The organism is Kitasatospora sp. NPDC057738, from assembly GCF_042798815.1.
GTDB lineage: Bacteria > Actinomycetota > Actinomycetes > Streptomycetales > Streptomycetaceae > Kitasatospora > Kitasatospora lactacystinica.
Genome location: NZ_JBHVJT010000057.1, coordinates 39,195 through 63,067, shown reverse-complemented (window position 1 = coordinate 63,067; position 23,873 = coordinate 39,195). Strand labels below are relative to the sequence as shown.

24 protein-coding genes are annotated in these 23,873 nt (G+C 75.1%); 18 read left to right on the top strand and 6 right to left on the bottom strand.

Annotated elements, in window-relative coordinates; translation table 11 throughout:
- Nucleotides 1-838, bottom strand: an 838-nt coding sequence (locus ACFVGO_RS27660; protein WP_380634659.1) for an alpha/beta fold hydrolase, incomplete at its 3' end; no start/stop codon positions are given.
- 52 nt (nt 839-890) lie between these two features.
- Here ACFVGO_RS27660 and ACFVGO_RS27655 point away from each other — a divergent pair.
- The gene (locus ACFVGO_RS27655; protein ID WP_380634657.1) at nt 891-1,385 is read left to right on the top strand and encodes a MarR family winged helix-turn-helix transcriptional regulator; all 495 of its coding nucleotides are present in this window, start codon (nt 891-893) and stop codon (nt 1,383-1,385) included.
- 46 nt (nt 1,386-1,431) lie between these two features.
- On the opposite strand, the gene ACFVGO_RS27650 is transcribed toward ACFVGO_RS27655, so the two are convergent.
- Together ACFVGO_RS27650 and ACFVGO_RS27645 are read right to left on the bottom strand one after the other, a co-directional pair.
- Nucleotides 1,432-2,274, bottom strand: a complete 843-nt coding sequence (locus ACFVGO_RS27650) for a universal stress protein (RefSeq protein WP_380634655.1) — start codon at nt 2,272-2,274, stop codon at nt 1,432-1,434.
- Nucleotides 2,275-2,284: 10 nt separating this feature from the next.
- Nucleotides 2,285-2,677 carry a DUF302 domain-containing protein gene (locus tag ACFVGO_RS27645; protein WP_380356612.1) on the bottom strand — a complete coding sequence of 131 codons (393 nt, stop codon included), beginning with the start codon at nt 2,675-2,677 and terminating at the stop codon, nt 2,285-2,287.
- A 315-nt stretch (nt 2,678-2,992) separates the two neighbouring features.
- Here ACFVGO_RS27645 and ACFVGO_RS27640 point away from each other — a divergent pair, with 315 nt between their 5' ends.
- The 5 genes from ACFVGO_RS27640 to ACFVGO_RS27620 all read left to right on the top strand — a co-directional run bounded on the left by ACFVGO_RS27640 (nt 2,993) and on the right by ACFVGO_RS27620 (nt 9,280).
- Nucleotides 2,993-3,949 (top strand): ATP-binding cassette domain-containing protein, encoded by a 957-nt coding sequence (locus ACFVGO_RS27640; RefSeq protein ID WP_380634652.1) that lies wholly within the window; start codon nt 2,993-2,995, stop codon nt 3,947-3,949.
- Complete coding sequence (locus ACFVGO_RS27635) at nt 3,946-4,794, top strand: ABC transporter permease (protein ID WP_380356605.1); 849 nt, start codon at nt 3,946-3,948, stop codon at nt 4,792-4,794. Before ACFVGO_RS27640 ends, ACFVGO_RS27635 begins: the two co-directional genes overlap by 4 nt.
- Before the next feature lie 233 nt (nt 4,795-5,027).
- Nucleotides 5,028-6,398 carry a sensor histidine kinase gene (locus ACFVGO_RS27630; protein WP_380634664.1) on the top strand — a complete coding sequence of 457 codons (1,371 nt, stop codon included), beginning with the start codon at nt 5,028-5,030 and terminating at the stop codon, nt 6,396-6,398.
- The gene (locus tag ACFVGO_RS27625) at nt 6,395-7,072 is read left to right on the top strand and encodes a response regulator transcription factor (RefSeq protein ID WP_359898427.1); all 678 of its coding nucleotides are present in this window, start codon (nt 6,395-6,397) and stop codon (nt 7,070-7,072) included. Before ACFVGO_RS27630 ends, ACFVGO_RS27625 begins: the two co-directional genes overlap by 4 nt.
- Before the next feature lie 150 nt (nt 7,073-7,222).
- A complete protein-coding gene (locus ACFVGO_RS27620; RefSeq protein WP_359898428.1) occupies nt 7,223-9,280 on the top strand; it encodes a histidine kinase in 2,058 nt (685 codons plus the stop codon).
- A 165-nt stretch (nt 9,281-9,445) separates the two neighbouring features.
- Here ACFVGO_RS27620 and ACFVGO_RS27615 read toward each other — a convergent pair whose 3' ends face one another.
- Nucleotides 9,446-9,652: a hypothetical protein gene (locus tag ACFVGO_RS27615; RefSeq protein WP_359898429.1), complete on the bottom strand. Its 207-nt coding sequence runs from the start codon at nt 9,650-9,652 to the stop codon at nt 9,446-9,448.
- A gap of 399 nt (nt 9,653-10,051) precedes the next feature.
- Between ACFVGO_RS27615 and ACFVGO_RS27610 the strand changes: the two genes are divergently transcribed.
- The 3 genes from ACFVGO_RS27610 to ACFVGO_RS27600 all read left to right on the top strand — a co-directional run bounded on the left by ACFVGO_RS27610 (nt 10,052) and on the right by ACFVGO_RS27600 (nt 11,972).
- Complete coding sequence (locus ACFVGO_RS27610; RefSeq protein WP_359898430.1) at nt 10,052-10,669, top strand: TetR-like C-terminal domain-containing protein; 618 nt, start codon at nt 10,052-10,054, stop codon at nt 10,667-10,669.
- Between the two features lie 153 nt (nt 10,670-10,822).
- Nucleotides 10,823-11,401, top strand: coding sequence for a hypothetical protein (locus tag ACFVGO_RS27605; protein WP_380356600.1), 579 nt, complete (start codon nt 10,823-10,825; stop codon nt 11,399-11,401).
- A 4-nt stretch (nt 11,402-11,405) separates the two neighbouring features.
- Nucleotides 11,406-11,972, top strand: a complete 567-nt coding sequence (locus ACFVGO_RS27600) for a DUF6529 family protein (RefSeq protein ID WP_380634648.1) — start codon at nt 11,406-11,408, stop codon at nt 11,970-11,972.
- 155 nt (nt 11,973-12,127) lie between these two features.
- Here ACFVGO_RS27600 and ACFVGO_RS27595 read toward each other — a convergent pair whose 3' ends face one another.
- The gene (locus tag ACFVGO_RS27595; RefSeq protein ID WP_380356595.1) at nt 12,128-13,492 is read right to left on the bottom strand and encodes an FAD-dependent oxidoreductase; all 1,365 of its coding nucleotides are present in this window, start codon (nt 13,490-13,492) and stop codon (nt 12,128-12,130) included.
- Between the two features lie 116 nt (nt 13,493-13,608).
- On the bottom strand, nt 13,609-14,379 hold the full coding sequence (locus ACFVGO_RS27590) for a slipin family protein (protein ID WP_359898434.1): 771 nt from the start codon (nt 14,377-14,379) through the stop codon (nt 13,609-13,611).
- A gap of 207 nt (nt 14,380-14,586) precedes the next feature.
- Between ACFVGO_RS27590 and ACFVGO_RS27585 the strand changes: the two genes are divergently transcribed.
- The 9 genes from ACFVGO_RS27585 (at nt 14,587) to ACFVGO_RS27545 (ending at nt 23,695) form a co-directional block, all read left to right on the top strand.
- On the top strand, nt 14,587-15,777 hold the full coding sequence (locus ACFVGO_RS27585) for an MFS transporter (protein WP_380634645.1): 1,191 nt from the start codon (nt 14,587-14,589) through the stop codon (nt 15,775-15,777).
- A gap of 282 nt (nt 15,778-16,059) precedes the next feature.
- Entirely contained in the window at nt 16,060-16,710 is a 651-nt protein-coding gene (locus ACFVGO_RS27580; RefSeq protein WP_380634643.1) for a helix-turn-helix domain-containing protein, read from the top strand.
- Between the two features lie 161 nt (nt 16,711-16,871).
- A complete protein-coding gene (locus tag ACFVGO_RS27575) occupies nt 16,872-18,110 on the top strand; it encodes a styrene monooxygenase/indole monooxygenase family protein (protein ID WP_359907956.1) in 1,239 nt (412 codons plus the stop codon).
- Between the two features lie 175 nt (nt 18,111-18,285).
- Nucleotides 18,286-18,810 (top strand): hypothetical protein, encoded by a 525-nt coding sequence (locus tag ACFVGO_RS27570; RefSeq protein ID WP_380634641.1) that lies wholly within the window; start codon nt 18,286-18,288, stop codon nt 18,808-18,810.
- Between the two features lie 100 nt (nt 18,811-18,910).
- The gene (locus ACFVGO_RS27565) at nt 18,911-19,822 is read left to right on the top strand and encodes a phytoene/squalene synthase family protein (protein WP_380634639.1); all 912 of its coding nucleotides are present in this window, start codon (nt 18,911-18,913) and stop codon (nt 19,820-19,822) included.
- Nucleotides 19,823-20,042: 220 nt separating this feature from the next.
- A complete protein-coding gene (locus tag ACFVGO_RS27560; protein ID WP_359907948.1) occupies nt 20,043-20,210 on the top strand; it encodes an SflA family class IV lanthipeptide in 168 nt (55 codons plus the stop codon).
- 124 nt (nt 20,211-20,334) lie between these two features.
- Nucleotides 20,335-20,502 (top strand): SflA family class IV lanthipeptide, encoded by a 168-nt coding sequence (locus ACFVGO_RS27555; protein ID WP_359907946.1) that lies wholly within the window; start codon nt 20,335-20,337, stop codon nt 20,500-20,502.
- 55 nt (nt 20,503-20,557) lie between these two features.
- On the top strand, nt 20,558-23,119 hold the full coding sequence (gene lanL, locus ACFVGO_RS27550; RefSeq protein ID WP_380634637.1) for a class IV lanthionine synthetase LanL: 2,562 nt from the start codon (nt 20,558-20,560) through the stop codon (nt 23,117-23,119).
- 402 nt (nt 23,120-23,521) lie between these two features.
- The gene (locus ACFVGO_RS27545; protein ID WP_359907940.1) at nt 23,522-23,695 is read left to right on the top strand and encodes a thiazolylpeptide-type bacteriocin; all 174 of its coding nucleotides are present in this window, start codon (nt 23,522-23,524) and stop codon (nt 23,693-23,695) included.
- The last annotated feature ends 178 nt before the right edge of the window (nt 23,696-23,873 follow it).

Here is a 23,873-nt window from a genome sequence, read left to right as displayed (position 1 = left end):
CGCGCAGGACGGCCCAGACGGCGGCGGGCTGCTCCTCCTGGGCGAAGTGCCCGGCGTCGGCGACCACCGCGGTGGCGAGTTCGCGGACGCCCGCGGCGCGGAAGCCCCGGGCGTAGGCCTCGATGTCGCCGCCCTCGCGGTCGCCGCGGACGTACAGCAGCGGTGTGCCGGCCGGGACGGCGGCGGCCTCGGCGTTGTCCCGGGCGTCCTGGGGGAAGGCGCGGTACAGATCGAATCCCGCGGTGAGCGCGGCGGGGCTCGCGTAGGCGGCGGCGTGCGCCGCGCGGGATTCGGGGGTGATCCGGGCGGGGTCGGCCGACAGCACGTCGTAGAAGTGGTCGAAGTAGGCCGCCTGCCGGCCCTGGACGAGGGTCTCCGGCAGGTCGGGCACCGCGTGCAGGCCGAAGTGCCAGATGTACGGGTTGCGCAGCACCTCGTTCCACGGGTCGACGCCGGGGATCACGGTGTTCATCACGACGACGCGCTCGACGCCGGTGAACCTCCGCAGGTAGGCGTAGGCCGCCATCCCGCCGGCGTCGTGGCCCACCAGGGTGGTGCCGGTGAGACCGAGTTCCCGGACCAGTGCGTGGACCGTCCCGGCCAGCCGGCGCTTCGACCCGCCCTCGACCGCCCCGGTGGAGCCGCCGATCCCGGGCAGGTCCACGGCGATGGTCCGGGCCTCGCCGCCGGCCGCCTCCATCACCCCCAGCCAGGTCCGCCAGGACTCCGGCCAGCCGTGCAGGAACAGGAAGGGACGGGCGTCGGCGGGGCCGGACTCCACCACGTGGAGCGAGCGGTCGCCGACGGCCACGGTCGAGTGGCGCAGCTCAATAGACATGATTCATGTCTATCAAACGACATGAGGCATGTCCATTGACTAGGCTGGCCCCATGAGCGGCGACAACGACCGGCCGGACGCACCCGGCGCGCCGGACGCACCGGAGCGACCGGCCTTCGAGCGCGGCACCGGCTTCCTGCTGGCGCGGCTGGGATCCCTCACGGCCCGCTCCTGGACGGCCTTCCTCGGCGAGCACCGGCTGACCCAGGGCCAGTACGCCGTGCTGGTCGCCCTCGACCGGCACGGTCCGGTGGTCCAGCGGCGGCTGGCCGAACTCGTCGCCGTGGACGCCCGCAACCTCGTCCCGGTCCTCGACCAGCTGGCTGACCGGCAGCTCGTCGAACGCCGTCCGCACGACACCGACCGGCGCCGCCGCGTCGTCACCCCGACGGACCGGGGGAGCGCCCTGGTCGGGACGATCGCGGCCGCGGCCGCCGCCGAGCAGGAGCGGTTCCTCGGCGCCCTGACCGCGGCCGAACGCCGGCAACTCAACGGGCTGCTCCAGCGGCTCTACGCCGCGCACGTGCCGGCCGACGGCCCGGCGTAGGGCCGGCCGCCGCGCCGCCGCGGCCCCCTCGCCGCCCCCTCGCCACTCAGGTGTGCCGGACGAGGGCGACCGGGCACACCGCGTGGTGGATCGCGGCGTGCGCCACCGGGCCGAGGTGGGCGCCGAACAGGGTGCGGCGGGTGCGGCGGCCGACCACGAGCAGCCGGGCCCCCTCCGCCGCGTCCACCAGGTCGACGGAGCGGCTGCCCTGGATCAGGTCGGCGGTCACCGAGACCTCGGGGTGGCGCTCCCGCCAGGGGGCCAGCTGCTCGGCGAACCGGTCCCGGTCGACGGAGGAGAGCTCGCCCAGTCCGCCGACGGCCTGGAGCGCCGTGTACTGGCTGGAGACCGGCGGCGACCAGATGTGCACCACCCGCAGCGGGGCCCGGCGCCGGGCGGCCGCGTCGAAGGCGAAGGCCAGCACGTCGTCCATCGGGCGGGTCAGGTCGAGGCCCACCAGCACCGGGCCGTCCGACTCGACCGCCTCCGCCCGGACCAGCACCACCGGACAGCTCGCCCGGCGCAGCACCTCATGGCTCACCGAGCCGACCAGGAAGCCGCGCACCGCGCCCAGCCCGCGCGAGCCCAGGACGAGCAGGCCGGCCGAGTTCCCGGCCGCCTCCAGCGCCTCGGCCGGATCGGTCGGGACGATCGCCGAGGTGACCGGCCCGACGCCGGCCAGCGGGCGCAACTCATCGGCCCGGAGGGCGAGTTGGTCCAGCGCGTGCCGGTAGGTCTCCTCGCTGCCGACCACGTCGTGGTGCGGCCACGGCCAGGCCTGCAGGAGATCGAGCGGGCAGCCGCGGCGCTGCGCCTCGCGGGCGGCCCACTCGGTGGCGGCGCGGCTCTCGGGGGAGCCGTCGAATCCGGCGACGACGGGTGCGGTCATGGTCTGCTCCTCATCCGCGCAGCGCGTCCAGGGCGGCGTTCAGCCGCCGCGCCGCCTCCTCGGCGACCTCGCCCAGCCCGCCGCCCGGGCCGGCCAGGGTGACCATGGTCTGCGGGTCGACGGCCTCCACCACCGTGGCCCCGCCGTCCGCCCGGACCACCACGTTGCAGGGCAGCAGCAGCCCGATCCGGCGGTCGGCCTGGAGGGCGCGGTGGGCGAGGGCGGGGTTGCAGGCGCCGAGGATCAGGTAGTCCTCGATCTCCGCGCCGATCTTCTCGCGCAGCGTCGCCCGGACGTCGATGGTGGTCAGGACGCCGAAGCCCTGCTCCTTGAGCGCGGCGGTGACCGTCTCCACCGCCTGCGCGAACGGCCGGTCGAGCCGTACGCCGAGACCGTAGTCCATGGTTCCTCCAGAAGAATCCGGGCGGCCCCAGTATCGGCGGACGCCGCGCCCGCCGCCTCCCGGAGCGAGCGGCCGCGCGGTGTTCGCGGCGGTGGCGACGTACGGCGAGGACCACCGGACGCTGTTGGCGGAGGTTCGGGCGGTGCTGGCGGAGCACCGCTGACCGGCTGCTGCGGTGGGGTGCCGGGGTGGTACCGCGGTACTACGGGCGCGCCGATGATCGGACTCCGGTACCACGGATCGGAGCCGACTCCGCACGTAGCGTGGTGCACGAGGGCGGCCGGACGGACCGGCCCCGGAGCACAGAGGTGAGCGATGATCGAGGCGCACCGGCTGACGAAGCGGTACGGGGAGAAGACGGCCGTGGACCAGCTGGACTTCACGGTCCGGCCGGGGACGGTGACGGGCTTCCTCGGGCCGAACGGCGCGGGCAAGTCCACCACGATGCGGATGATCGTCGGGCTGGACGCCCCGACCAGCGGTTCGGTGAGGGTCAACGGCCGCCGCTACGCCGAGCACGCGGCGCCGCTCCAGGAGGTCGGCGCGCTGCTGGAGGCCAAGTCGATCCACCCGGGCCGCTCGGCCTTCCACCACCTGATGGCCCAGGCCCACACCCACGGCATCCCGCGCCGACGGGTCGAGGAGGTCATCGGGCTGACCGGGCTGTCGTCGGTGGCCCGCAAGCGCGCCGGGGCGTTCTCGCTCGGCATGGGCCAGCGGCTCGGGATCGCCTCGGCCCTGCTGGGCGACCCGGCCACGGTGATGCTGGACGAACCGGTCAACGGCCTCGACCCCGAGGGCGTGCTGTGGATCCGCAACCTGCTCACCTCGCTCGCCGCCGAGGGCCGCACCGTCTTCGTCTCCTCGCACCTGATGAGCGAGATGGCCCTGGTCGCCGACCACCTGATCGTCGTCGGCCGGGGCCGGCTGCTGGCCGACACGACCGTGCAGGACCTGGTCCGCCAGGCCGGCGGCGACGTGGTCAAGGTGGTCAGCGCCGACCCGGCCCTGCTGCGCACCGCGCTGGCCGGCCCCGGTGTGGAGGTCACCGGCCGGGCGGGCTCGGAGGAACTGCTGGTCAGCGGACGCACGGCCCGCGAGATCGGCCTGGCCGCCGCCGAGCGGGGCATCGCCCTGTTCGAACTCACCCCGCGGACGGTCTCCCTGGAGGAGGCGTTCATGGACCTGACCCGCGACGCCGTCGAGTACCACGGCACGACCACCACCGCCGCCGGCGCCGCCGCCGGCGAGACCCCGAGGAGTGCGGCATGACCACCATCGCACCGAGCCCGATGCCCGCCTCCGGCGACCTGCGGCCCACACACCCCGCGTACCGGGTGACGGCGGTGCGGGTGCTGCGTTCCGAGTGGGCGAAGCTGTGGTCGCTGCGCTCCACCTGGATCACCCTCGGGCTGGCCCTGCTCTTCCTGGTCGGCTTCGGCCTGATCGCCGCCTACCAGTTCAAGTCACGGATGACCTCCGGCCGTCCGATGGACCGGGACTTCGCGAGCGCGAGCACACTGAGCCTCTCCCTGTTCGGCACCAACTTCGCCCAGCTGGCCCTCGGAGTCCTCGGTGTGCTGGTCGCCGCCGGGGAGTACTCGACCGGCATGATCCGCTCGACCCTGGCCGCCGTGCCGCGCCGACTGCCGGTGCTCTGGTCCAAGGCCGCCGTGTACGGGCTGATCGCGCTGGTGCTCGGCACCGTCGGGGTGTTCGCGGTCTTCGTCGCCGACAGCGGCGTCCTCTCCGGCACCCGGGTGGCGATGACCCTCTCCGACGCCGGGGTGGTCCGCGGCCTGCTGGGCGCCGGGCTCTACCTCGCGCTGGTCGGTGTGATCGGCGTCGCGCTCGGCGCGCTGCTGCGCTCGGTGGCCGGCGGCATCGCGGTGCTGGTGGCCACGCTGATGCTGGTCCCCGGGCTGACCTCGCTGCTGCCCAGCGCCTGGCAGAGCCACCTCAGCCCCTACCTGCCCAGCCACGCGGGCGAGGCGATGTTCGCCCTGCACCACGACTCGACCACGCTCTCGCCGACGGTGGGGCTGGCCGTCTTCCTCGGCTGGATGGTCCTCGCCCTCGGCGCGGCGGCCGTGCGGCTGGTGCGCACCGACGCCTGAGAGACTCGGAGCGGAGACGATCCATCGCGGCGCCGGGACCAACCGGCGCCGCACCCACGACCTCGACAGCCCGGCCGACCAGGGAGGTGCCACCGGTGAGCGAGCACGCCACCACCACGAGCCCGTTTGCGGCCGGAGGTGTCCGGGCCGACGACCCCCGGGCCGACGACCCCCGGGCCTCCGGCCCCCGAGCCGGTGACCCCCGGCCCACCGACGCGGCGGCCGCCGACGTCCTGTCCGGCCACCCGCTGTTCGCCCGCCTGGCCCGAATCGGCCAGCGGCTTCGACAGGGGGACCGCGACCGCCCCTGGGCGCTGGACGCCGCGGTGGTGGCCCTCGCCTTCCTGCTGTTCTGCCTGCCCGACCTCTTTCCCGGTCACGTCGAGGCCGGCGGGCGCGAGCACCGGATCGTGCTCGCCCGGCTGCCGCTGCCGCAGACCCTGGCCCTGCAGGCCGGCCTGGTGCTGCCGCTGCTGTGGCGCCGCCGACGGCCCACGGCGGCCTTCGCCACGATCATGGCCGTCTTCGTCCTGCAGTGGTCGCTGGACGTCGGTCTGCGCGCCGACGCCGCCCTGCTGGTCGCCCTCTACAGCCTGGCGCTGCACGGCCGGCTGCGGCACCTGGCGTGGTCCTGTGCGGCCATGGCGGTGGCCGTCGCGCTGGTCGCGGTGGCCGTCTCCGGTGCTGGGCTGCCGGTCGGCGACGCCCTGTTCTTCCTGTTCAGCGCCGCGACGGCGGCCGTGGCCCTGGGCATCGCGGTGCGCGTGCGGCGCGCCCAGCTCGCCGGGCTGCGGGAGCGGGCCGCCCGGCTGGAGATCGAGCGCGACCAGCGCAGCCGGCTGGCCACCGCGACCGAACGTGCCCGGGTGGCCCGGGAGATGCACGACATCGTCGGCCACAACCTTTCCGTCATCGTCACGCTGGCCGACGGCGGCGCGTACGCGGCGCAGGCCAACCCCGAACGCGGCAGGGAGGCCCTGCTGCTGATCGGGGACACCAGCCGGCAGGCGCTCGGCGAACTGCGGCGGATGCTCGGCGTGCTGCGCGACCAGGGGGACCAGGCCGCCGAGTACACGCCGCAGCCCGGCATCGCCGACCTCGACGGGCTGTGCGCCCGGATCCGCGCCGCCGGCCCTCAGGTGGTGTACACGGCCGCCGGCGCCCTGGACCGACCGGACCGCGGGGTCCAGCTGATGGCCTACCGCATCGTCCAGGAGGCGCTCACCAACGCCCTCAAGCACGCGGGGCCCGAGACCCGCGCCCATGTGACGCTGACCGTCGACGCCGAGCGGCTGCGGATCCGCGTCGAGGACACCGGCCGGCCCGGCGGCCCCCGCTGGCACGGTCGCACGGACGGGTACGGCCACGGCCTGGCCGGGATGCGCGAACGCGCGGCCCTGTACGGCGGCACCGTCACGGCTGGTCCCGTCCCCGGTGCAGGATGGACCGTGGAGGCCGTTCTGGACCTCACCCCCGGGCCGGACCCCACTTCCGGCGCGGACCCGACCGGCGCGGGCCCCACCGCGGACACCGGCCCCGGAGCGGGCCCGGGCCCCGGAGCCGGCCCGGACCTCACCCCCGACCCGACAGGCGGCCCGACGTGACCACCGTCCTCATCGTGGACGACCAGCCCTTGCAGCGTTACGGCTTCCGGATGCTGCTGGAGAGCCAGCCCGACACCGAGGTGGTCGGCGAGGCGGCCCACGGCGGCGAGGCCGTCCGGCTGGCCGCCGACCTGCGCCCCGACGTCGTCCTGATGGACATCCGGATGCCCGGCATGGACGGGATCGAGGCCACCCGCCGCATCGTCGCGACCGGCGGGCGCTCCCGCATCCTGGTGCTGACCACCTTCGACCTCGACGAGTACGCGCACGCCGCGCTGCGCGCCGGTGCCAGCGGCTTCCTGCTGAAGGACGCCCGTCCGGAGGAACTGCTGGCCGGCATCCGCGCCGTCTCCGGGGGCGACGCCGTGGTCGCCCCCGCGATCACCCGGCGGCTGCTCGACGCCTACGCCCACCGCCTGCCGGTCCGCCCGCCCGGCGCCGAGCCCGTCGCGGATCCGCGGCTGGACGCCCTGACCGATCGCGAGCGCGAGATCCTGGTCGCCATCGCCCACGGCTGGTCCAACAACGAGATCGCCCAGCGCCTGGTGCTGGCCGAGTCGACCGTCAAGACGCACGTCAGCCGGGTGCTGTCGAAGATCGGTGCCCGGGACCGCGTCCAGGCCGTGATCTTCGCCTACGACCGCGGTCTGACCCGCCCCAACCCGCCCGTCTGACCGGCCCGGGGCGGGCCCCGCGCCCGGGGCCCCCGCCCCCGTGCCTGCGGGGCCGCCACGGGGCCTGCGGGGCCGCTGCCTCATGCGCCCGGGACAACAGGTGGCGCAGACTGCAGAGATCCGGAGGTGCCCGGCGACGAGAGGGCGGACATGGCTGCGGACAGCACACACAGAGCCTGGTGGCGGCCACGGTCCGGTCCGGCGGAGCGGCAGCTGTCCGCGGCCGGGCTGTGCGCGCTCGTCTGCCTGGTGGCCGGCGGCCTGTGGGCCGGGTACGTGGTGAGCCACCTCGGAACGCCCGGGATCTCCACACCCGCCCGTCTCCTACCGGTTCTCGGCTACGGCCTGGCGTCCGTCGCCGGCGGGGTGCTGCTGCACGCCCACCGGCCCGGGAACCAGCTCGGCTGGGTGCTGCTCGTGTACGGGGCGACGCTGATCGTCCCGCTCGCCGCGCAGACCCCGCTGTGGGTGGAGGGGGGCGGCCCCCACGTGGTCGGGGCCGTGGTGGTCCTGGTGTCGGTGGGCTACGCGGTCAGTGCCACCCTGTGGCACGCGCTGCCGCTGTGGTTGCCGAACGGGACGCTGCCGAGCAGGTGGTGGTGGTTCGCGATCGCCGCCGTGGGCCTGTGGAGGCTGGCCCCGGCCGGCTACTCCTTCTCCGACGCCACCGTGTTCGGCCGGCCCAACCCGTTCGCCGGCAGCGCCTTCGCGAACTGGCTGGGGGCGCTCGACGACCGGCTGCTCGACGCCCAGCTCGTGGTGTACGTCGTGCTGACCGTCCTGGTGGTGCTCGTCCCGCTCGCCCGCATCCGCGGGGTGTCGCGGCGTCGCCGGCAGAACGTCCTGATCGCCCTCGGCGTGTACCTGCTGTGGGGCGGAGCCGAACTCGGCTACTTCTTCGACCAGAGCACGCCCTCGTACATCGCGTTCGCCGTCACGTCGGCACTGTGGACGATCACCCTGGCCGCCGTCGTGGTCCGGGACGGCTCCTGGCGGCTCGACCGGGCGGCCCGGCGGGTCCTGGTCGGCCTGCTGGTGGCCGCCGGGCTGGCGATGGTGTTCGTGGTGGTGGCCTGTCTGCTCTCCACCATGCTGATGCCCGGCCGCGGCCTCGGGGCCCTGGTGGTGGTCGCCGCGGTCTTCCTGCTCGCGATCGGCCTGCCCCGGGGCGTGCGCGGGGCCTCCGGCCTCGTCGACCGCTGGTACTACGGCTCGCGCGCGCAGCCGTACCAGGTGCTGCGCAGTCTCGCCGGGAGGGTCAGCCAGACCGTCGACCCGCAGGAGGTGCCGGCCGTGCTGTGCCGTACCGTCAGCGACGAACTGCGGCTGCCCGGCGTGGAGTTGACCGTCTCCACGCGCAGCGGCGAACGGCCGCTGGCCGCCGTCGGGGAGCTCTCCGGCAGTGGCGAGGGCTTCCCGCTGGTGCACCGGGGGGACCAGATCGGCCGGCTCACCGTCGCCCCGCGGCAGGGCCAGCGGGTGCTCGACGACAGCGACCGCGACATCCTGCGCTCGCTCGCGGACCAGGCCGCGCCGGCCGTCGCCTCGCTCCAGCTGATGGAGGACCTGCGGGCCAGCCGCGAGCGGATCGTCGCGGCCCGCGAGGAGGAGCGCCGCCAGCTGCGCCGGGACATCCACGACGGCCTCGGCCCGATGCTGGCCGGCCTGCGGCTGCGTCTGCAGGCCGCCGCCGCGGTGGACGACCCGGCGCTCTTCTCCAGCGTGCTGGACCGGGTCGCGGACGACCTCGCCTCGGCGGTCCGGGAGGTCCGGCGGATCACCGACCGGCTCGGGCCCACCGCGCTGGGCGACTACGGCCTGTCCCTGGCGCTGAGCCGCCTCGCCGAGACCTTCAGCGGCCCGGACCTCGCCGTCACCACCAGGCTCGAGCCCGACCCGCTGCCGGCGCTGCCCGCCGCCGTCGAGGTCGCGGTCTACCGGATCACCGCGGAGGCGCTCAACAACGTGCTGCGCCACGCGCAGGCGGCCAGCGCCACGGTGTCCGTCCGGGCGGAGCCCGGGCGGCTGGTGCTCGACGTCGAGGACGACGGGCAGGGCCCGGGCCACGGGCTTCCCGTGCACCCGGGAGTGGGACTGCAGTCGATGTCCGAGCGGGCCGCGGAGATCGGCGGCAGCTGCACCGTGGACGCCCTGCGGCGCGGTACCCGGGTGCACGCGGTGCTCCCGCGCCGGCCCGCGGGCCGGTGACCGGCGAGCGCCCCGTCCGCAGCGGTCCGGTGCGGTGGGTGCGGCGAGGGCGCCGTGTGCACCCGCGGTGCGGGCGCCCGGCACGTGAAAGGGCCCCCGGCGCGACGGGTGACGGCCGGGGGCGGGACGGGAATTCCAGGAATAGGGGATACGGGGAAGAGGGGGTCAACAGACGTTCGGGGGTGTGCAGCGACCGTGGCTGGTGCCGGTCGTGCCGGAGCTGGGGCCGTGGGGCCGTTCCGCTCCGGGGGCGCTCTCGGCGCCGGAGATCCGGCACCTGCACGCCCTGGCGGCGGCGACGATGCTCACCACGGCGAAGACCGCGGCGGCGCCGGCGGCTGCCAGCGCCATGCCGGCCGTTCTTTCGGTCATGGGGTCCTCCACGGGGTTCCGCAGGCGGGTCCACTTCGACCTGCTCCTCCATGCCACCGCCGGTCCCGCCCCAGCCGCATGGGGCCACGGTCCTGTCCCGGTCCTGTCGTGCGGAAGGGGTGCGCCGGGGGCGGCGCGGGTCCGGGCTCGGGGAGCCTCTTCTCGAAGCGTATCGAGGGGGAAACCCATCGCAACTCGAACACCAGAACGGATCGTGCGGCCGGGGGCGACGCCGGGAACGGGTTCGTTCACTAACATCGACAGTGGGGTCCAGGTGATCTCCGCGACAGGGGAAGTGCTTCACCGTTCGCGCGGCCGGCCCGGGACCTTCCCGGGAACGGCGGCCGAACGCGTGGAGCGACGGGACCGAGGAAAGGCGACTGAAGAAGGTGCGCAACCATGACCGCTGAGACGGACACCGGGCACGGGCCGGTGACGGGCGCCCCGCTGCGGCGGCGCGGCGAGGCGCTGGAGAGCGCCATCTACGAGGCGGTCCTCCAGCAGCTCACCACCGACGGCTACGCCCGGCTGACCATGGAGGGGGTGGCCGCCGCCGCGCAGACCGGCAAGGCCGCGCTCTACCGCCGCTGGTCCTCCAAGGAGGAGCTGGTCAAGGACGCGCTGCGGGCCAGCCTGCCGCCGTCCGGCCCGGCCCCCGACACCGGCAGCCTGCGCGGGGACCTGCTGGAGGTGGTCACCAGGCTGCGCGCCGCGATGGTCAGCGAGATCGGCGCCGCCGTGCGGGCCGTCATGAGCGAGCTCGACCACCAGCGGGCGCACGCCTTCCTGGAGATCGTGCTGGAGCGGGTCGTCCAGCCGACGACCGCGCTGATCGCCGAGGTGCTGGACCGCGGCACCACCCGCGGCGAGGTCCGGCCCGGGGCGGTCACCCCGCTGGTCACCGACCTGGTGCCGGCGCTGATGCTGTACCGGATCAAGATGTGCGGCGGGGACGCGGTGCGGCTCGATCCGGCGGAGATCGTGGACGAGCTGCTGCTGCCGATCGTCCGTCCCTGACGGGCGCGCGGACCGGGCCACGGCCGCTGCCGTCGGCCATCAGGGTTAACGGTCGCCTCGCCTGGCCCGCCTGCTGGCGTGCCTGGTGAAGCGGCCGAGCCTGTTCGCGCTGAAGTGGTGGCACCAGTTCCCACCCCGGCCGGAGAGAAGCCCATGAGAATTTCCCGTACGGTGACCGCCACGGCCGCCGTCGTCGCCCTGGTCACCGTGGTGTGCGGCGGCTGCTCCAGCAGCAAGAAGTCGACACCTGCGGCAAGCCCGACCTCCGCGGCGACCTCCGCGGCGAGCCCCTCCGGCAGTCAGTCCGCCGAAGCGACCCCGACGGGGAGCGCGAGCCCGAGCCCCTCCGCCGGAGCCGGCGGTGCGGCCGCCACGGTCTCGGCAACCACCGTCGGCAAGTACCAGAACATCCTGGTCGACGCGCGAGGCAAGACGCTCTACCTGTTCGAGGCGGACACCTCGCCCACCTCGACCTGCTACGACGCCTGCGCCACCGCCTGGCCCCCCGCCCTGACCACCGGCACCCCCACCGCCGCCAACGGCGTCGACCAGGCCAAGCTCTCCACGAGCACCCGCAAGGACGGCACGACCCAGATCGTCTACAACGGCCACCCGCTCTACTTCTTCGAGGGCGACACGGCGCAGGGCGACACCAACGGCGAGGAGTCCAGCGCCTTCGGTGCCACGTGGTACGTGGTCAACACCTCGGGCAACAAGGTCGAGGGCGGCTGAGCGGATGAACGGCGTCGAACGGTCGTCCCGCCCTCGGCGGGCCTCCGGCCTCCTGTGGGCAGCGCTGCCGGTGGTCGTGACGGCCGGCCTCTTCTGGTACGGCCGGGCGCACACTCCCGACTACGCGAGCAGCCTCTTCGGCCGCCGGTTCGACGACGCCAACCAGCTCAAGGCCCAGCTCGGCACCGCCCTGCTGGGCCTCGCGCTGGCCCAGCTCCCGCTGGCGCTCTGGATGTACGGCCGGCTGCCCGGCCTGCCCACCGCCCCCCGGTCGGTCCGGACCGGGCACCGGCTGGTCGGCCTGGCCGCGTTCCTGCTGTCCCTCCCGATCGCCTACCACTGCCTCGGGGCCTACGGCGTGCAGCTGACGGACAGTCGGATCGCCCTGCACTCGTTCGCCGGATGCTTCCTCTACGGCGCGTTCGTCGCCAAGGTCATCGTGGTCCGCCACCGCCGGCTGCCCGGCTGGGCCCTGCCCACGGCAGGCGGCGCCCTGCTCGTCCTGATCGCCCTGCTCTGGTACAGCGCCGCGCTCTGGCGCCTCAACGGCTACCACGTGCCGGGTCTGTGAGCCGTCCCCGGCGGCCCTTGTACCTCCGGACCGCCCCGCCGAGCACCGGCTCGGCGGGGCGAAATGATCAGGACCTCGAATCACCGACAGCGTCCGGGATCCCGTCGGGCGCCGCCCGGGCCCTCGGACGTTCGGGCCCGGACTCCTGCGGGGGCTCAGGCCCCGCTGTGGCGGAGCATGTCCTCGCGCTCGACGACCTTGACCCGCTCGCGCTGCTCGGCCTCGCCGAGCGCGCGCTCGTGGGCGTCCAGCAGCTTCCAGCCCTCCCAGGTGGTGAAGCGGACGCCCTGGGCGCGCAGGTGCTGCTCGACGGCCGCCGGGTCCGGCTCGACGGCGCCGGGCAGGCGGTCGGCGGCGTGGTCGTCCAGCAGGCAGGCGACGGTCTCGTTGGCGTCGCCCTTGGTGTGGCCGATCAGGCCGACCGGGCCGCGCTTGATCCAGCCGGTGACGTACGTGGCGGTGCGGTGCGAGCCGTCGCCGTCCAGGACCCGTCCGGCCTGGTGCGGAACGGTGCCCGAGGCCGGGTCGAAGGGCAGCTTGGGCAGCTCGTCGGAGTAGTAGCCGACCGCGCGGTAGACCGACTGCACGTCCCAGTCGGTGAAGCCGCCGGTGCCGCGCACATTGCCGGTGCCGTCCAGCTCGGTGCGCTCGGTGCGCAGGCCGACCACCCGGCCGTCCTCGCCGAGCACCTCCACCGGGGACTCGAAGAAGTGCAGGTACACCCGGTGCGGGCGGTCGCCGACGTCGCGGATCGCCCAGTTCTCCAGCGTCGAGGCGACCAGGTCCACGTGCTTGACCGAGCGGCGCTCGGCGATCGAGCCCTCGTCGTACTCGATGTCCTCGGGGGCGACGATCACCTCGATCGTGGGGGAGTGGTCCAGCTCGCGCAGCTCCATCGGGCTGAACTTGGCCTGGGCGGGGCCGCGGCGGCCGAAGACGTGCACCTCGACGGCCCGGTTGCGCTTCAGGCCCTCGTGCACGTTCGGCGGGATCTCGGTGGGCAGCAGTTCGTCGGCGGTCTTGGCGAGCACCCGGGCGACGTCCAGGGCGACGTTGCCGACGCCGAGGACGGCGACCTTCTCGGCCTCCAGCGGCCAGGTCCGGGGCACGTCCGGGTGGCCGTCGTACCAGGAGACGAAGTCGGCCGCGCCGTAGGAGCCGTCGAGGTGGATGCCGGGTATGTCCAGGGCGCGGTCGGCCGTCGCGCCGGTGGAGAACACCACGGCGTCGTAGAAGCGGTGCAGGTCGTCCAGGGCGAGGTCGTTCGGGTAGTCGACGTTGCCGAACAGCCGGACCTGGGGCTTGTCGAGCACCTGGTTCAGGGCGGTGACGATGCCCTTGATGCGCGGGTGGTCGGGCGCGACCCCGTAGCGGATCAGGCCGAACGGAGCGGGCATCCGCTCGAACAGGTCGATCGAGACACCGGGGTCCTGGGCGGCGTCGGACTTCAGCAGGGCGTCCGCGGCGTAGATGCCGGCGGGGCCGGCTCCGACGATCGCGACTCGGATCGGGCGGGGCATGACGAGTGGTCCTCCGGTCGGGCGCGATGCAACAAAGGTTAGCCGAACCTTTGTAGCAAACCCTACGGATGACCTGCGAAGTAGGCGGTGGTGATCTATGGGGCCATAGGCCCGGCCTATGCCCCCGGGTCGGCGGCCCGGGCGGCGGCGGAGGCCTCGAAGAAGCGCAGCAGCTCCACCGGGAACGGCAGCACCAGCGTCGAGTTCTTCTCCGCCGCGACCTCGACCACGGTCTGGAGCAGCCGCAGCTGCATCGCCGCCGGGGTCTCGCTCATCCTGCTCGCCGCCTCGGCGAGCTTGGTGGCGGCCTGGAACTCGCCGTCGGCGGTGATGATCCGGGCCCGGCGCTCACGGTCCGCCTCGGCCTGGCGGGCCATCGAACGCTTCATCGAGTCCGGCAGGCTGACGTCCTTGATCTCCACCCGGTCGATCTGCACGCCCCAGCCGGTGGCCGGGCTCTCCAGCATCACCTCCAGCCCCTGGTGCAGGTTCTCCCGGCCGGAGAGCAGGTCGTCCAGCTCGCTCTTGCCGATGACGGAGCGCAGCGAGGTCTGGGCGACCTGGAGCATGGCGAAGGAGTAGTTCTGGACGTCCACGGTGGCCCTGACCGGATCCACCACCCGGAAGTACAGCACCGCGTCGACACTCACCGAGACGTTGTCCTTGGTGATGCCCTCCTGCGCCGGAACCGGCATGGTGACGACCTGGACATTGACCTTGCGCATCCGGTCCAGCACCGGCAGCAGCAGACTCACACCCGGCTGGCGGACCTGCCCGCTCACCCGGCCGAGCCGGAACACCACACCGCGCTCGTACTGCTGGACCACCCGCACACCGGTCGCCAGCCAGAGCAGGAGCACCACGGCGACGATCACGACAACTGCCACGATTCCGGCCTCCCCCGTCGCGGCACGGCCGGGCCGGGGACCGGAGTGGCCCCGTCGCCCGGTGCGAGCCGCGCTGGCCAGTATGCGCTCGGGCCGGGGCGGTGGACAGCGTCGGGCGCGGGTATTCCGACGGAGCGTCGGCGGGGCCGCTGCCGCGGGCCGAAGTGAGCCCTACCGGCAGCCTGTTCGGGCCGGTAGCGTCGCCGGGTGACCACGACGATCGACTCCGCGGCGGGCTCCGGCTGCGCCCGGCCGCCACTGCTGACGCGGGCACTGCTGCTGCGCTTCGTCTCCCTGCTCGGCACCTCCGTCGGGTTCAACCTGCTGCTCTCCGCCGTGCCGCTGTACGCCCAGGAGTCCGGCGGCGAGCACGCGGCGGGCCTGGCCACCGGCGCGCTGATGCTGGCCACCGTGGTCGGCGAACTGGCCACCCCGTGGCTGACCGCGCGCTTCGGCTACCGCCCGGTGCTGGCGGCCGGGTTGGTGCTGCTCGGCGCGCCCACGCCGCTCCTGGCGTGGACCGGGGGCATGGCGGCGGTGGTGACGGTCTGTCTGCTGCGCGGGCTCGGCTTCGCGGTCGCGCTGGTGGCGGGCGGGGCGCTGACCGCCGCGCTCATCCCGGCCGAGCGGCGCGGGGAGGGACTCGCGCTGGTCGGCCTGGTCTCCGGGCTGCCCGCCCTGGCCTGCCTGCCGCTCGGCGTCTGGCTGGGCCAGCACCTCGGCTGGGACTGGGTGTTCGCGATCGGGGCGGCGGCGCCGCTGGCCGCCGTCGCCTCCGTCCCGGCGCTGCCGGACCGCACCCGGGCCGACGGGCCGACGGTGGGGGTGCGGGAGGGGCTGCGCAGCGGCGCGCTGCTGCGGCCGGCCGCGGTGTTCGGCGCGACGGCGCTGGCGGCCGGGATCCTGGTCACCTTCCTGCCGCTCGCCGTGCCGTCCGCCACCGCCGTCGCGGTGGCGCTGCTGGTCCAGCCCGGCGCCGCGACGCTGGCCCGCTGGCTGGCCGGGCGGTACGGGGACCGCCGGGGCTCGGCCGGGCTGGTGCTGCCCGCGCTGCTGGTCTCGGCGGCCGGGGTGCTGCTGCTGGCCGCCACGGGCAGCCCGGTCGCGGTGGTGGCCGGCGCCGCGGTGTTCGGCGCGGGGTTCGGTGTCGCGCAGAACGCGACGCTGGCGCTGATGTACGCGCGGGTGCCGCCGGCCGGCTACGGCACCGTGACGGCGCTGTGGAACGTCGCGTACGACGGCGGGATGGGGATCGGCGCGGTCGCCTTCGGGGCGGTCGCGGGCGGGACGGGCTACCCGTGGGCGTTCGTGCTCACGGCGGCGGTGATGCTCGCCGCGCTCGCCCCGGCCCGGTGGGACCGCCGCCGGGCCGGGGCGAGCACGCCCGCCCGCCGCTGAGCGGCCCGGTCCGGGTCTCTCCGGCAGCGCCCTGGTGAGCGCGGCGGCCCGGGCCCGCCCGGCGGCGTCGGGGTGCGGCGCCTCGGTCGGGCGGCGTGTCGGTCGGGTGGCACCGGCTGGTCGACCGCACGTCGGTGGCAGCGGCCGGCCCCGGGCGCGGACCGACACGCACGGGGCCGTGCTGTTGCTCGACTTGCCGCAGGCCGGGCGCTTGGATGGATCCGGCCTGGTCAACACCCGGACGCGGCCGGACGGCCCCCGGCAAGCCGAGGAGTCACCCCTGTGAACGACACCCCCGACCCCGCCGTCGTGGCCCGTCGGATCGCCGAACGGCGCGAGCAACTGGGCCTCGGCGAGGAGGCCCTGGCCCACCGGGCCTCGATGGCTCCCCGCTACCTGCGGTGCCTGCTGGAGGCCGGTCCCTCCTTCGACCCCGGGGGCTTCGTCCGGATCGCCGCCGCCCTCGACAGCACCCCCGAGGAGCTGGTGTCCGGCCGCGCCGACGCCCCGCCCGGCCAGGGCGGCCCCGGCCCGCGCCCCCGGCTGCTCGACCTCACCGAGCAGGAGTGCTGGCAGCTGGTCGGCGACCACGGCATCGGCCGGATCGCCCTGCCGGTCGAGCCGGGGCCGGTGGTGCTGCCGGTCAACTACGTGGTGGACCGGGGCTCCTTCGCCTACCGCACCGGCGAGCACGGCGCCGCCTCCCCGGAGGAGGGGGCCGCGGTCTCCTTCCAGGTCGACCACATCGACGAGTACCTCGGGCGCGGCTGGAGCGTGCTCGCCCTCGGCCCCGCGCACTACGTGGACGACCCCGCCGAACTGGAGCGCCTGGCCGGCCTGCCCGGCGCGGCCCCCTGGGCGGGCGGGGACCGGCCGCGCTGGGTGCGGATCCGCCCGGATGAGGTCAGCGGACGGCAGCTGGTCACGGGGTGACGCACCTGCCGTCCCGCCGGGCCCGGGAGCTCCGGCAGGAGGGCGGGCGACGGGCACCGGCACGGCCCGTGGACGGGCGTCCCGATGACTGGTAAGCAGTCCGGTGGCGGCCGGGCCGTGCGGGCCGCCGTCCGGGACGTACCACCAGGAGAGCAGGGGCGATGCGCAGAATTCTGATCGTCGGCGCCGGGCAGGCCGGGCTCCAACTGGCCCTGGGGCTGCAGGCCCACGGCTACGACGTGACGGTGCTGACCGACCGCGGCCCGGAGGAGGTGCGCGGCGGGCGGGTGATGTCCAGCCAGTGCATGTTCGACTCCGCGCTGCGCACCGAGCGCGCCCTCGGCCTCGACCTGTGGGCCGACCGGGCGCCCCGGATCGAGGGCCTCGGGGTGTCGGTCGCCGGACCGGAGGCGGAGCGGGCGATCGACTGGGTCGCCCGGCTGGACGCCCGCGCGCAGTCCGTCGACCAGCGGCTGAAGATGTCCACCTGGCTGGAGCTGTTCGCCGGACGCGGCGGCCGGGTGGAGCTGCGCCAGGTGACCGCGGCCGACCTGCAGAACCTGGCCGGCTCCTACGACCTGGTGCTGGTCGCCTCCGGAAAGGGCGCGCTGGCCTCGCTGTTCGAGCGCGACCACGCGCGCTCCCCGTACGAGCGGCCGCAGCGCGCGCTGGCCGCCAGCTATGTGCACGGGCTCGGGCCGCGCCCCGAGCACGACTACCCGGCGGTGCGCTGCAACCTGGTGCCCGGCGTCGGCGAGCTGTTCATGGTGCCCGCCCTGACCGAGGCCGGGCCCTGCGACATCATGATCTGGGAGGCCCGACCGGGCGGCCCGGCGGACGCCTTCGACGGGATCCGCGATCCGGCCGAACACCTGCGGGTGACCCTGGAGTTGATGAAGACCTTCACACCCTGGGAGTACGACCGCACCCGCTCCGGCGTCGAACTCACCGACGCGGGCGGCACCCTGGCCGGGCGCTTCGCCCCGGCGGTGCGCCACCCGATCGGCGAACTGCCCGGCGGCGGTTCGGTGCTGGGCGTCGCGGACGTGGTCGTCCTCAACGACCCGATCGCCGGCCAGGGCTCCAACAACGCCGCCAAGTGCGCCGCCGTCTACCTGGAGGCGATCCTCGACCACGGCGACAGGCCCTTCGACCGGGCCTTCCAGCAGGAGGCCTTCGACAGGTTCTGGCACCTCGCCGCCCCCGCCACCACCTGGAGCAACCAACTGCTCGCCCCACCGCCCCCGCACGTCCTCCAGATCCTCGGCGCCGGGGGCCGGTCGCCCGCCGTGGCCCACCGGTTCGCCAACGCCTTCGACGAGCCGGCGGACCTGGAGGAGTGGTACTTCGACCCGGCCCGGGCGGGCTCCTACCTGGCCTCGGTCGCCGTCGGCGACTGAGCGGACGCCGGGCGGACCACCGAAGGGTCAAGATCTTCCCAAGTCCCGGACAAGCGGGCACCGTTCGTGGTGGGTTCTTCTCGCCCCCGGACGGGGGTCCCGTCCGGCCCGTCACCCGGGCCCGGCGGGCGGCGTGGACAACGGGAGAAGACCAGTGGCGGTCGACGGGGGCAACATGGCCCAGGCTGTGATCGATACGGCGTACAACGAACGCAAGCGGCTGCACACCGGCCGCAGCCGGACCGTCGCCGTGGTCGTCTTCGGCCTGCTGATCGCACTCGGCTTCTTCCTGGCCCTGGTGGTCGGGAAGGCGGACCCGGACACCCCGCCGACCTGCGACGGCCAGACGATGACCCGGCACAGCGAGTGCCGGATCTGGTCCAGCCGCGGCGGCGGGGGCACCTACTCCTACGACGAGATGATCGACCGTCGGGAGTCCGGCAACGGGGTGTGGCGGGTGATCGGCTTCGGCGGCGCGGGCGTGGCCGCCGTCCTGATGGTCGTCTCCATCGCCAAGCTCAACCCCAACCGCCCCTGGGGCGATCCGGTCGGCGCCGCGTGCCCGCGCTGCCGGGAGCTCAACCTGCGGGAGAAGCACACCGTGCACAGCGTCACCCGGGGCCGGACCACCCACCGCTACAGCGGCATCGTCACCCTCTGCACCCCGGCCTGCGGTTTCGCCACGATCCGCCAGCGCTGACCGGCGCCGCCGCGGCCCCGGGGCCGCAGGGCCCCGAATAGGTCCTCCCGCTCCCACCGGCTACGCTCGGCCCCGTCGAACGAACGATGGGGTGGACCGAGTGGGCAGGTGGGAGCGGGCGCTGGACGCGGCCGGGGTGCGGGAGGCCGGCCTGCGGGCCGACTACGGCCGGCAGCGGCAGCAGATGGCCCGCTACCGGCGGGAGGCCGCGCTCGCCACCGAGCTGCTGCTGCCCGCGCGGATGGTCCCGCACGTGATCGCCGCCGCCGCCTTCATGCACCGCACCGACACCCTGCTCGACAGCGGCCCGCTCGCCGAACGCCGGGCGGCGTCCGCCCGCTGGCGGCAGCGGGTCACCGACGGCCTCGCCGCCGGCCGCACCGACGACCCCGAGCTGCGCCCGCTGCTGCACAGCGTCGCCGCCCACCCCGTCCTGCGGGACCGGGCGCTGGACTTCCTCGCCGCGACCGGGGCCGACCTGGACTTCACCGGATTCGCCACCGAGGAGGACTACCAGGCCTACGTGGACGGGTACTCGCTGCCCGGCTTCATGGTGGTCGCCGGCCTGATCGGCCCGGACGGCGACCAGGGCGGCTACCGCGCCGCCTGCCGCACCTTCATCGACGGCAGCCAGCGGCTCGACTTCGTCAACGACCTCGCCGAGGACCTCGCCGACGGCCGGCTGACCATCCCCGAAGAGACCCTGAAGGAGCACGGCGTCACCCGCGCCGACCTGGAGCGGGCCCGCGACCTGCCCGCCGTCCGGGCCCTGCTCGCCGCCCTGCTCGACCGCGCCGACCGCACCCTCGCCGACGGCAGGGCCGTCATCGACCGGGTGCCGCCCGCCCACCGGCCGATGGTCCGCTGCATCGTCGGCGTGGAGGAGCTCACCAGCGCCGCCGCCCGCGCCGACCTCGGCGCCCTGCTGCGCCGCTCGGCCGGTCCGGCCAAGCCCGCCGCGCTGCGCCTGCTGGCCCGCGAGTACCTCCGGGCGCGCCGCCCGCGCGGCTGACCGGTCGCCGGCCCGTGAACGCCTCCGGTCCCGGAGGCGGCGATCCGGTGTGTGCGGCCCCGGTGAGAGCCGTCGGAGCCGGTGTCCACAAACGGAACCTCCCTTTGTCGTAGGCGATCCGGCAGGTCGGTCGGCGCCCTGTCCCGAGTGGGGCGGCCTGGCTAGCATGAGCGCGCTCAGCAAGCAGGACCCAAAGACCCCAATCATTGGGAGGACCCCCATGAGTGCCGTGATGACCGACATCCGCGACGCCGGCCTGCTGGACATCGACGAGGACGCCATCGTCTTCGAGGACGAGTTCGACGCCGACCTCACCCCCGTGGCCTGCCTCGCCGACCCGTGGGTGACCTACGTCCCGACCCGCTTCCCCTGTGAGTTCAACTCCTGATCCGTCCGGATCCCGAGGCACGGCGGACCGGGGGACGGGCGGAAGGACGAGCGCCCCGCCCGACCCCGGCTCCGAGCGCGGTCAGCACGTAGGACCCAAAACTCCAATCATTGGGAGGACCCCCATGAGTGCCCTGATGACCGACATCCGCGACGCCGGCCTGCTGGACATCGACGAGGACGCCATCGTCTTCGAGGACGAGCTCGACGCCGACCTCACCCCCGTGGCCTGCATCGACGACGTGTGGGTGACCTACGTCCCGACCAGCTTCCCCTGCGAGTTCAACTCCTGATCCCTTCGGATCCCGGAGCACGGCGGACCACGGCGGACCGGGGAAGGACGCAACGATGAGCACACCGCCCGACCCCGGCTCCGCCGCGGTCCTGGGACAGGAGGAACTGCGGTGCCGGGCCGAGGAACTGGCCGCCCGGGCGCCCGGCCCGCACCGCCCGCTGCGCACCGACGGCCAGTGGTGGTACCTCCCGGACCCCCGGATGCCGGAGCTGGCCCACGGCTGGAAACTCCACCTGTCCGCCCGACCGGAGGGCTTCGCGGCCCTGCTGGACACCGTCCTGCCGATCCTGCTCGGCCGCGTCTGCGACGTGAAGTTCGCGGTGAGCGCCGCGGCACTGTGGGAACTCAACAGCGGCCGGCACGGCGCCGCCGCCGTCGGCAAGGCCGTCACGGTCTACCCCCGGCCGGAGGAAGTCCGATCCCTGGGGCTGGAGTTGGCGCAAGCACTGGCAGGCCGGGAAGGCCCCGCCGTGGTGAGCGACCGCCCCGTCCGGCCCGACGCCCCGGTGCACTACCGCTACGGGCCGTTCCGCGTCACCGACGACGAGGCGCAGGCCGGCATGGCGGGCCCGGACGGCTCGCTGTTCCCCGGACTGGCCGAGGCCCGCTACCGTCGGCCGCCGTGGGCGGACGACCCCTTCGAAGCGGCCGACGCCCCCGCCCGCCCGGCGACCACCCGGGTCGGAGCCGGCCGCTACCGGATCACCGCCGGCATCACCCGGGCGCCCAGCGGCCACGTCTACCGCGCGGTCGAACTCGCCACCGGGCGCGAGGTGGTGATCAAGCAGGCCAGGGCCTTCGTCGCCGAGGACGGCGCGGGCACCGACGCGCGCGGCCGGCTGCGGCACGAGCAGCGGGTGCTCGACGCGCTGGCCGGGATCCCCGGCGTGCCCGCACTGGTCGACTACTTCCGGCACGGCACCGACGAGTACCTGGTCAGTGCCGCCCGCGGCCGGATCGACCTGCGCCGCGAGGTGCTCACCGCCGGCCCGTACGACGCCGGTGCCGGTGCCAGTGCCGGTGCCGGTGCCGGTGCCGGGACAGCGGGCGGACGGGACTGGTGGACGCTGGCGCGCCGGCTGCTGCACGTGCTCGACGCGGTGCACTCCCGCGGCGTGGTGGTCTGCGACCTCAAGCCCGCCAACGTGGTGCTCGACCCGGACGGCCGGCCCGCGCTGGTCGACTTCGGCGTGAGCGCCCTGGCCGGCGACCGCCCCCCGGGCGCCACCGCCGGGTACGGCCTGCCGGGCGCCACCGGCGAGGACCCCACCGAGGACCACTACGCGCTGGGCGCCACCCTGCACCACGCCCTCACCGGCCTCGACCCGGTGGTGATCGACCAGGACCCGGCGACCAACCGCGACCGCACCCTCGCCTGCCTGCGCGCCGCCCTCCCGGAGCCCGGGCACCCGGCGGCGGAGCTGGTCGAGGGCCTGCTGAGCTTCGACCCGGTACACCGCGCCGCCGCGGCGGCCCGGCTGCGGGAGGGACCCCGCCCGGTCCGACGCGGTGCCCCCGGCGGACGGAGCGGCGGCCGGCCGGCCGAGGCCCTCGACCACACCGTCACCACCTGCGTCCGGATGGCCCGCGAACTGGTCGCCGCCGACCCCGGCGCGGAGCGCCCCCGGACCCTGCTCTCGCTGTACGACGGCGCGGCCGGACTCGGCCTCGAACTGCTCCAGCACCCCGAGCGCCCGGACGCCCGGGCCGCCGCCGCCGAACTGGCCCGCTGGACGGCCGCCCACCCGGCCCTCGACCACCTCGACGGCTCGCTGTACCAGGGCCGTACGGGCGTCGACCTGTTCCTCGCCGAGGCCGCCGCCGCGCTGGGCACCGAGCCCCCGCGGCCCCGCCGGTACGAGGGGACGGGCGTGGACCAGATCGGCGGCACCGCCGGCATCGGCACCGGGCACCTGCTGCTCGCCGCCCTCGACCCGGCGGCCGGAGCACACCGCGCGGCGGCGGCCGACTGCGCCGCCGACCTGGCCGGCCGGCCGCTGGACGACCTCGGGGAGGAGCCCAACCCCGGCACCGCGGCCCTGGCCGAGGGCTTCGCCCACGGCCGCGCGGGCGTCGCCCACTTCCTGCTCGCGATGCCCGACGAGGCGTCCCGGCACGCCGCCCGGCAGATCGTGGACGGACTCGCGGCCGACCTCCCGCGCATCGCCGCCGCCGCCCGCGCGCCCGGGGCGACCCGCCGCTACCTGTCGTGGTGCCGGGGCCTGGCCGGGCTCGGCACCCTGCTGGTCCAGGCCGGCCGGCGGGACGGCGACGACGCGCTGATCGCCCTGGCCGCCGAGGCGGCCGACACCTGCCGGACGCTCGCCCCGAGGACCGCGCAGGTGTTCCGCTGCTGCGGCCTCGCGGGCGTCGGGGACCTCTTCGTCGACCTCGCGGTGGCCACCGGCGAGGCCCGGCACTGGGCGGCCGCCGAGGAACTGGCGGCCCTGATCCTCACCCGGGCCGGCGGCCCGCCCGACCGGCCGCTGCTGCCCGGCCGCCGGCCGGACGCGGAGGCCCGGGCCTGGGCGGTCGGCACGCCCGGCGTCACCACCTTCCTGCGCCGCCTCGCCCGGCGCGGCGGCCCGGTGCCGGGACTGCTGCCGCTGCACTGACCGGCCCCGACCGGTCCGGGCCGAATGGTGACGCTTCGTCAGTTTCACTGTGCGGCAAAAGGATCCGTGGGCCGCCCGTCCGGGCCGCCCCCCTGCCTCGGTGCCCCGGACCGTCCCGGCGGACCGCACCCGCCGATGGGGCGGGGATCCGTGAGGACTGGGGTTCCGCTTGAGTGGAAACGGTATTGAGCCGACCAGGCGCGGGCTCCGGCCAAGGTGGCGGTGGCCCGTACCGCCGTCCGCCGCCCGCCGCCTAGAGTCGCCGTCGGGCGGTGCGAAGCCCGGGTCCGAGCGACCCGCGGGCGGCGCACCCACGGGGGGCCCGGCACATCCCGCAACATCTGATCGCAGGCCCGTCCTTCCGGTTCGACCGGCAGGCCTGCCAACGTGAGGGAGAACGCCATGTCCGACATCACCGCGTCCCGTGTCGAGAGCCTCGACCTTCAGGACCTCGACCTCAGCGAGCTGACCGTCACCTCGCTGCGCGACACCGTCGCGCTGCCCGAGAACGGCGCCTCCTGGGGCTCTTGTTCCTGCCAGGCCTCGTCCTCCTGCGCGCAGCCGCAGGACATGTAAGGAACAGCCCGAACCCGTCGGCCGGGCCCTTTGAGGCCGCGGCCACGGTGCCAGGAGGGACCCGGGGGGGGGCACCGGAGCCAGGGGGGCGTCTCACCTCCCCCACGCCCGCCCCCCGGTTCCCCAGACCCCGGTCCGGACCACCTCCTGCCGCCGGCACCCCCCCCACACACACCCC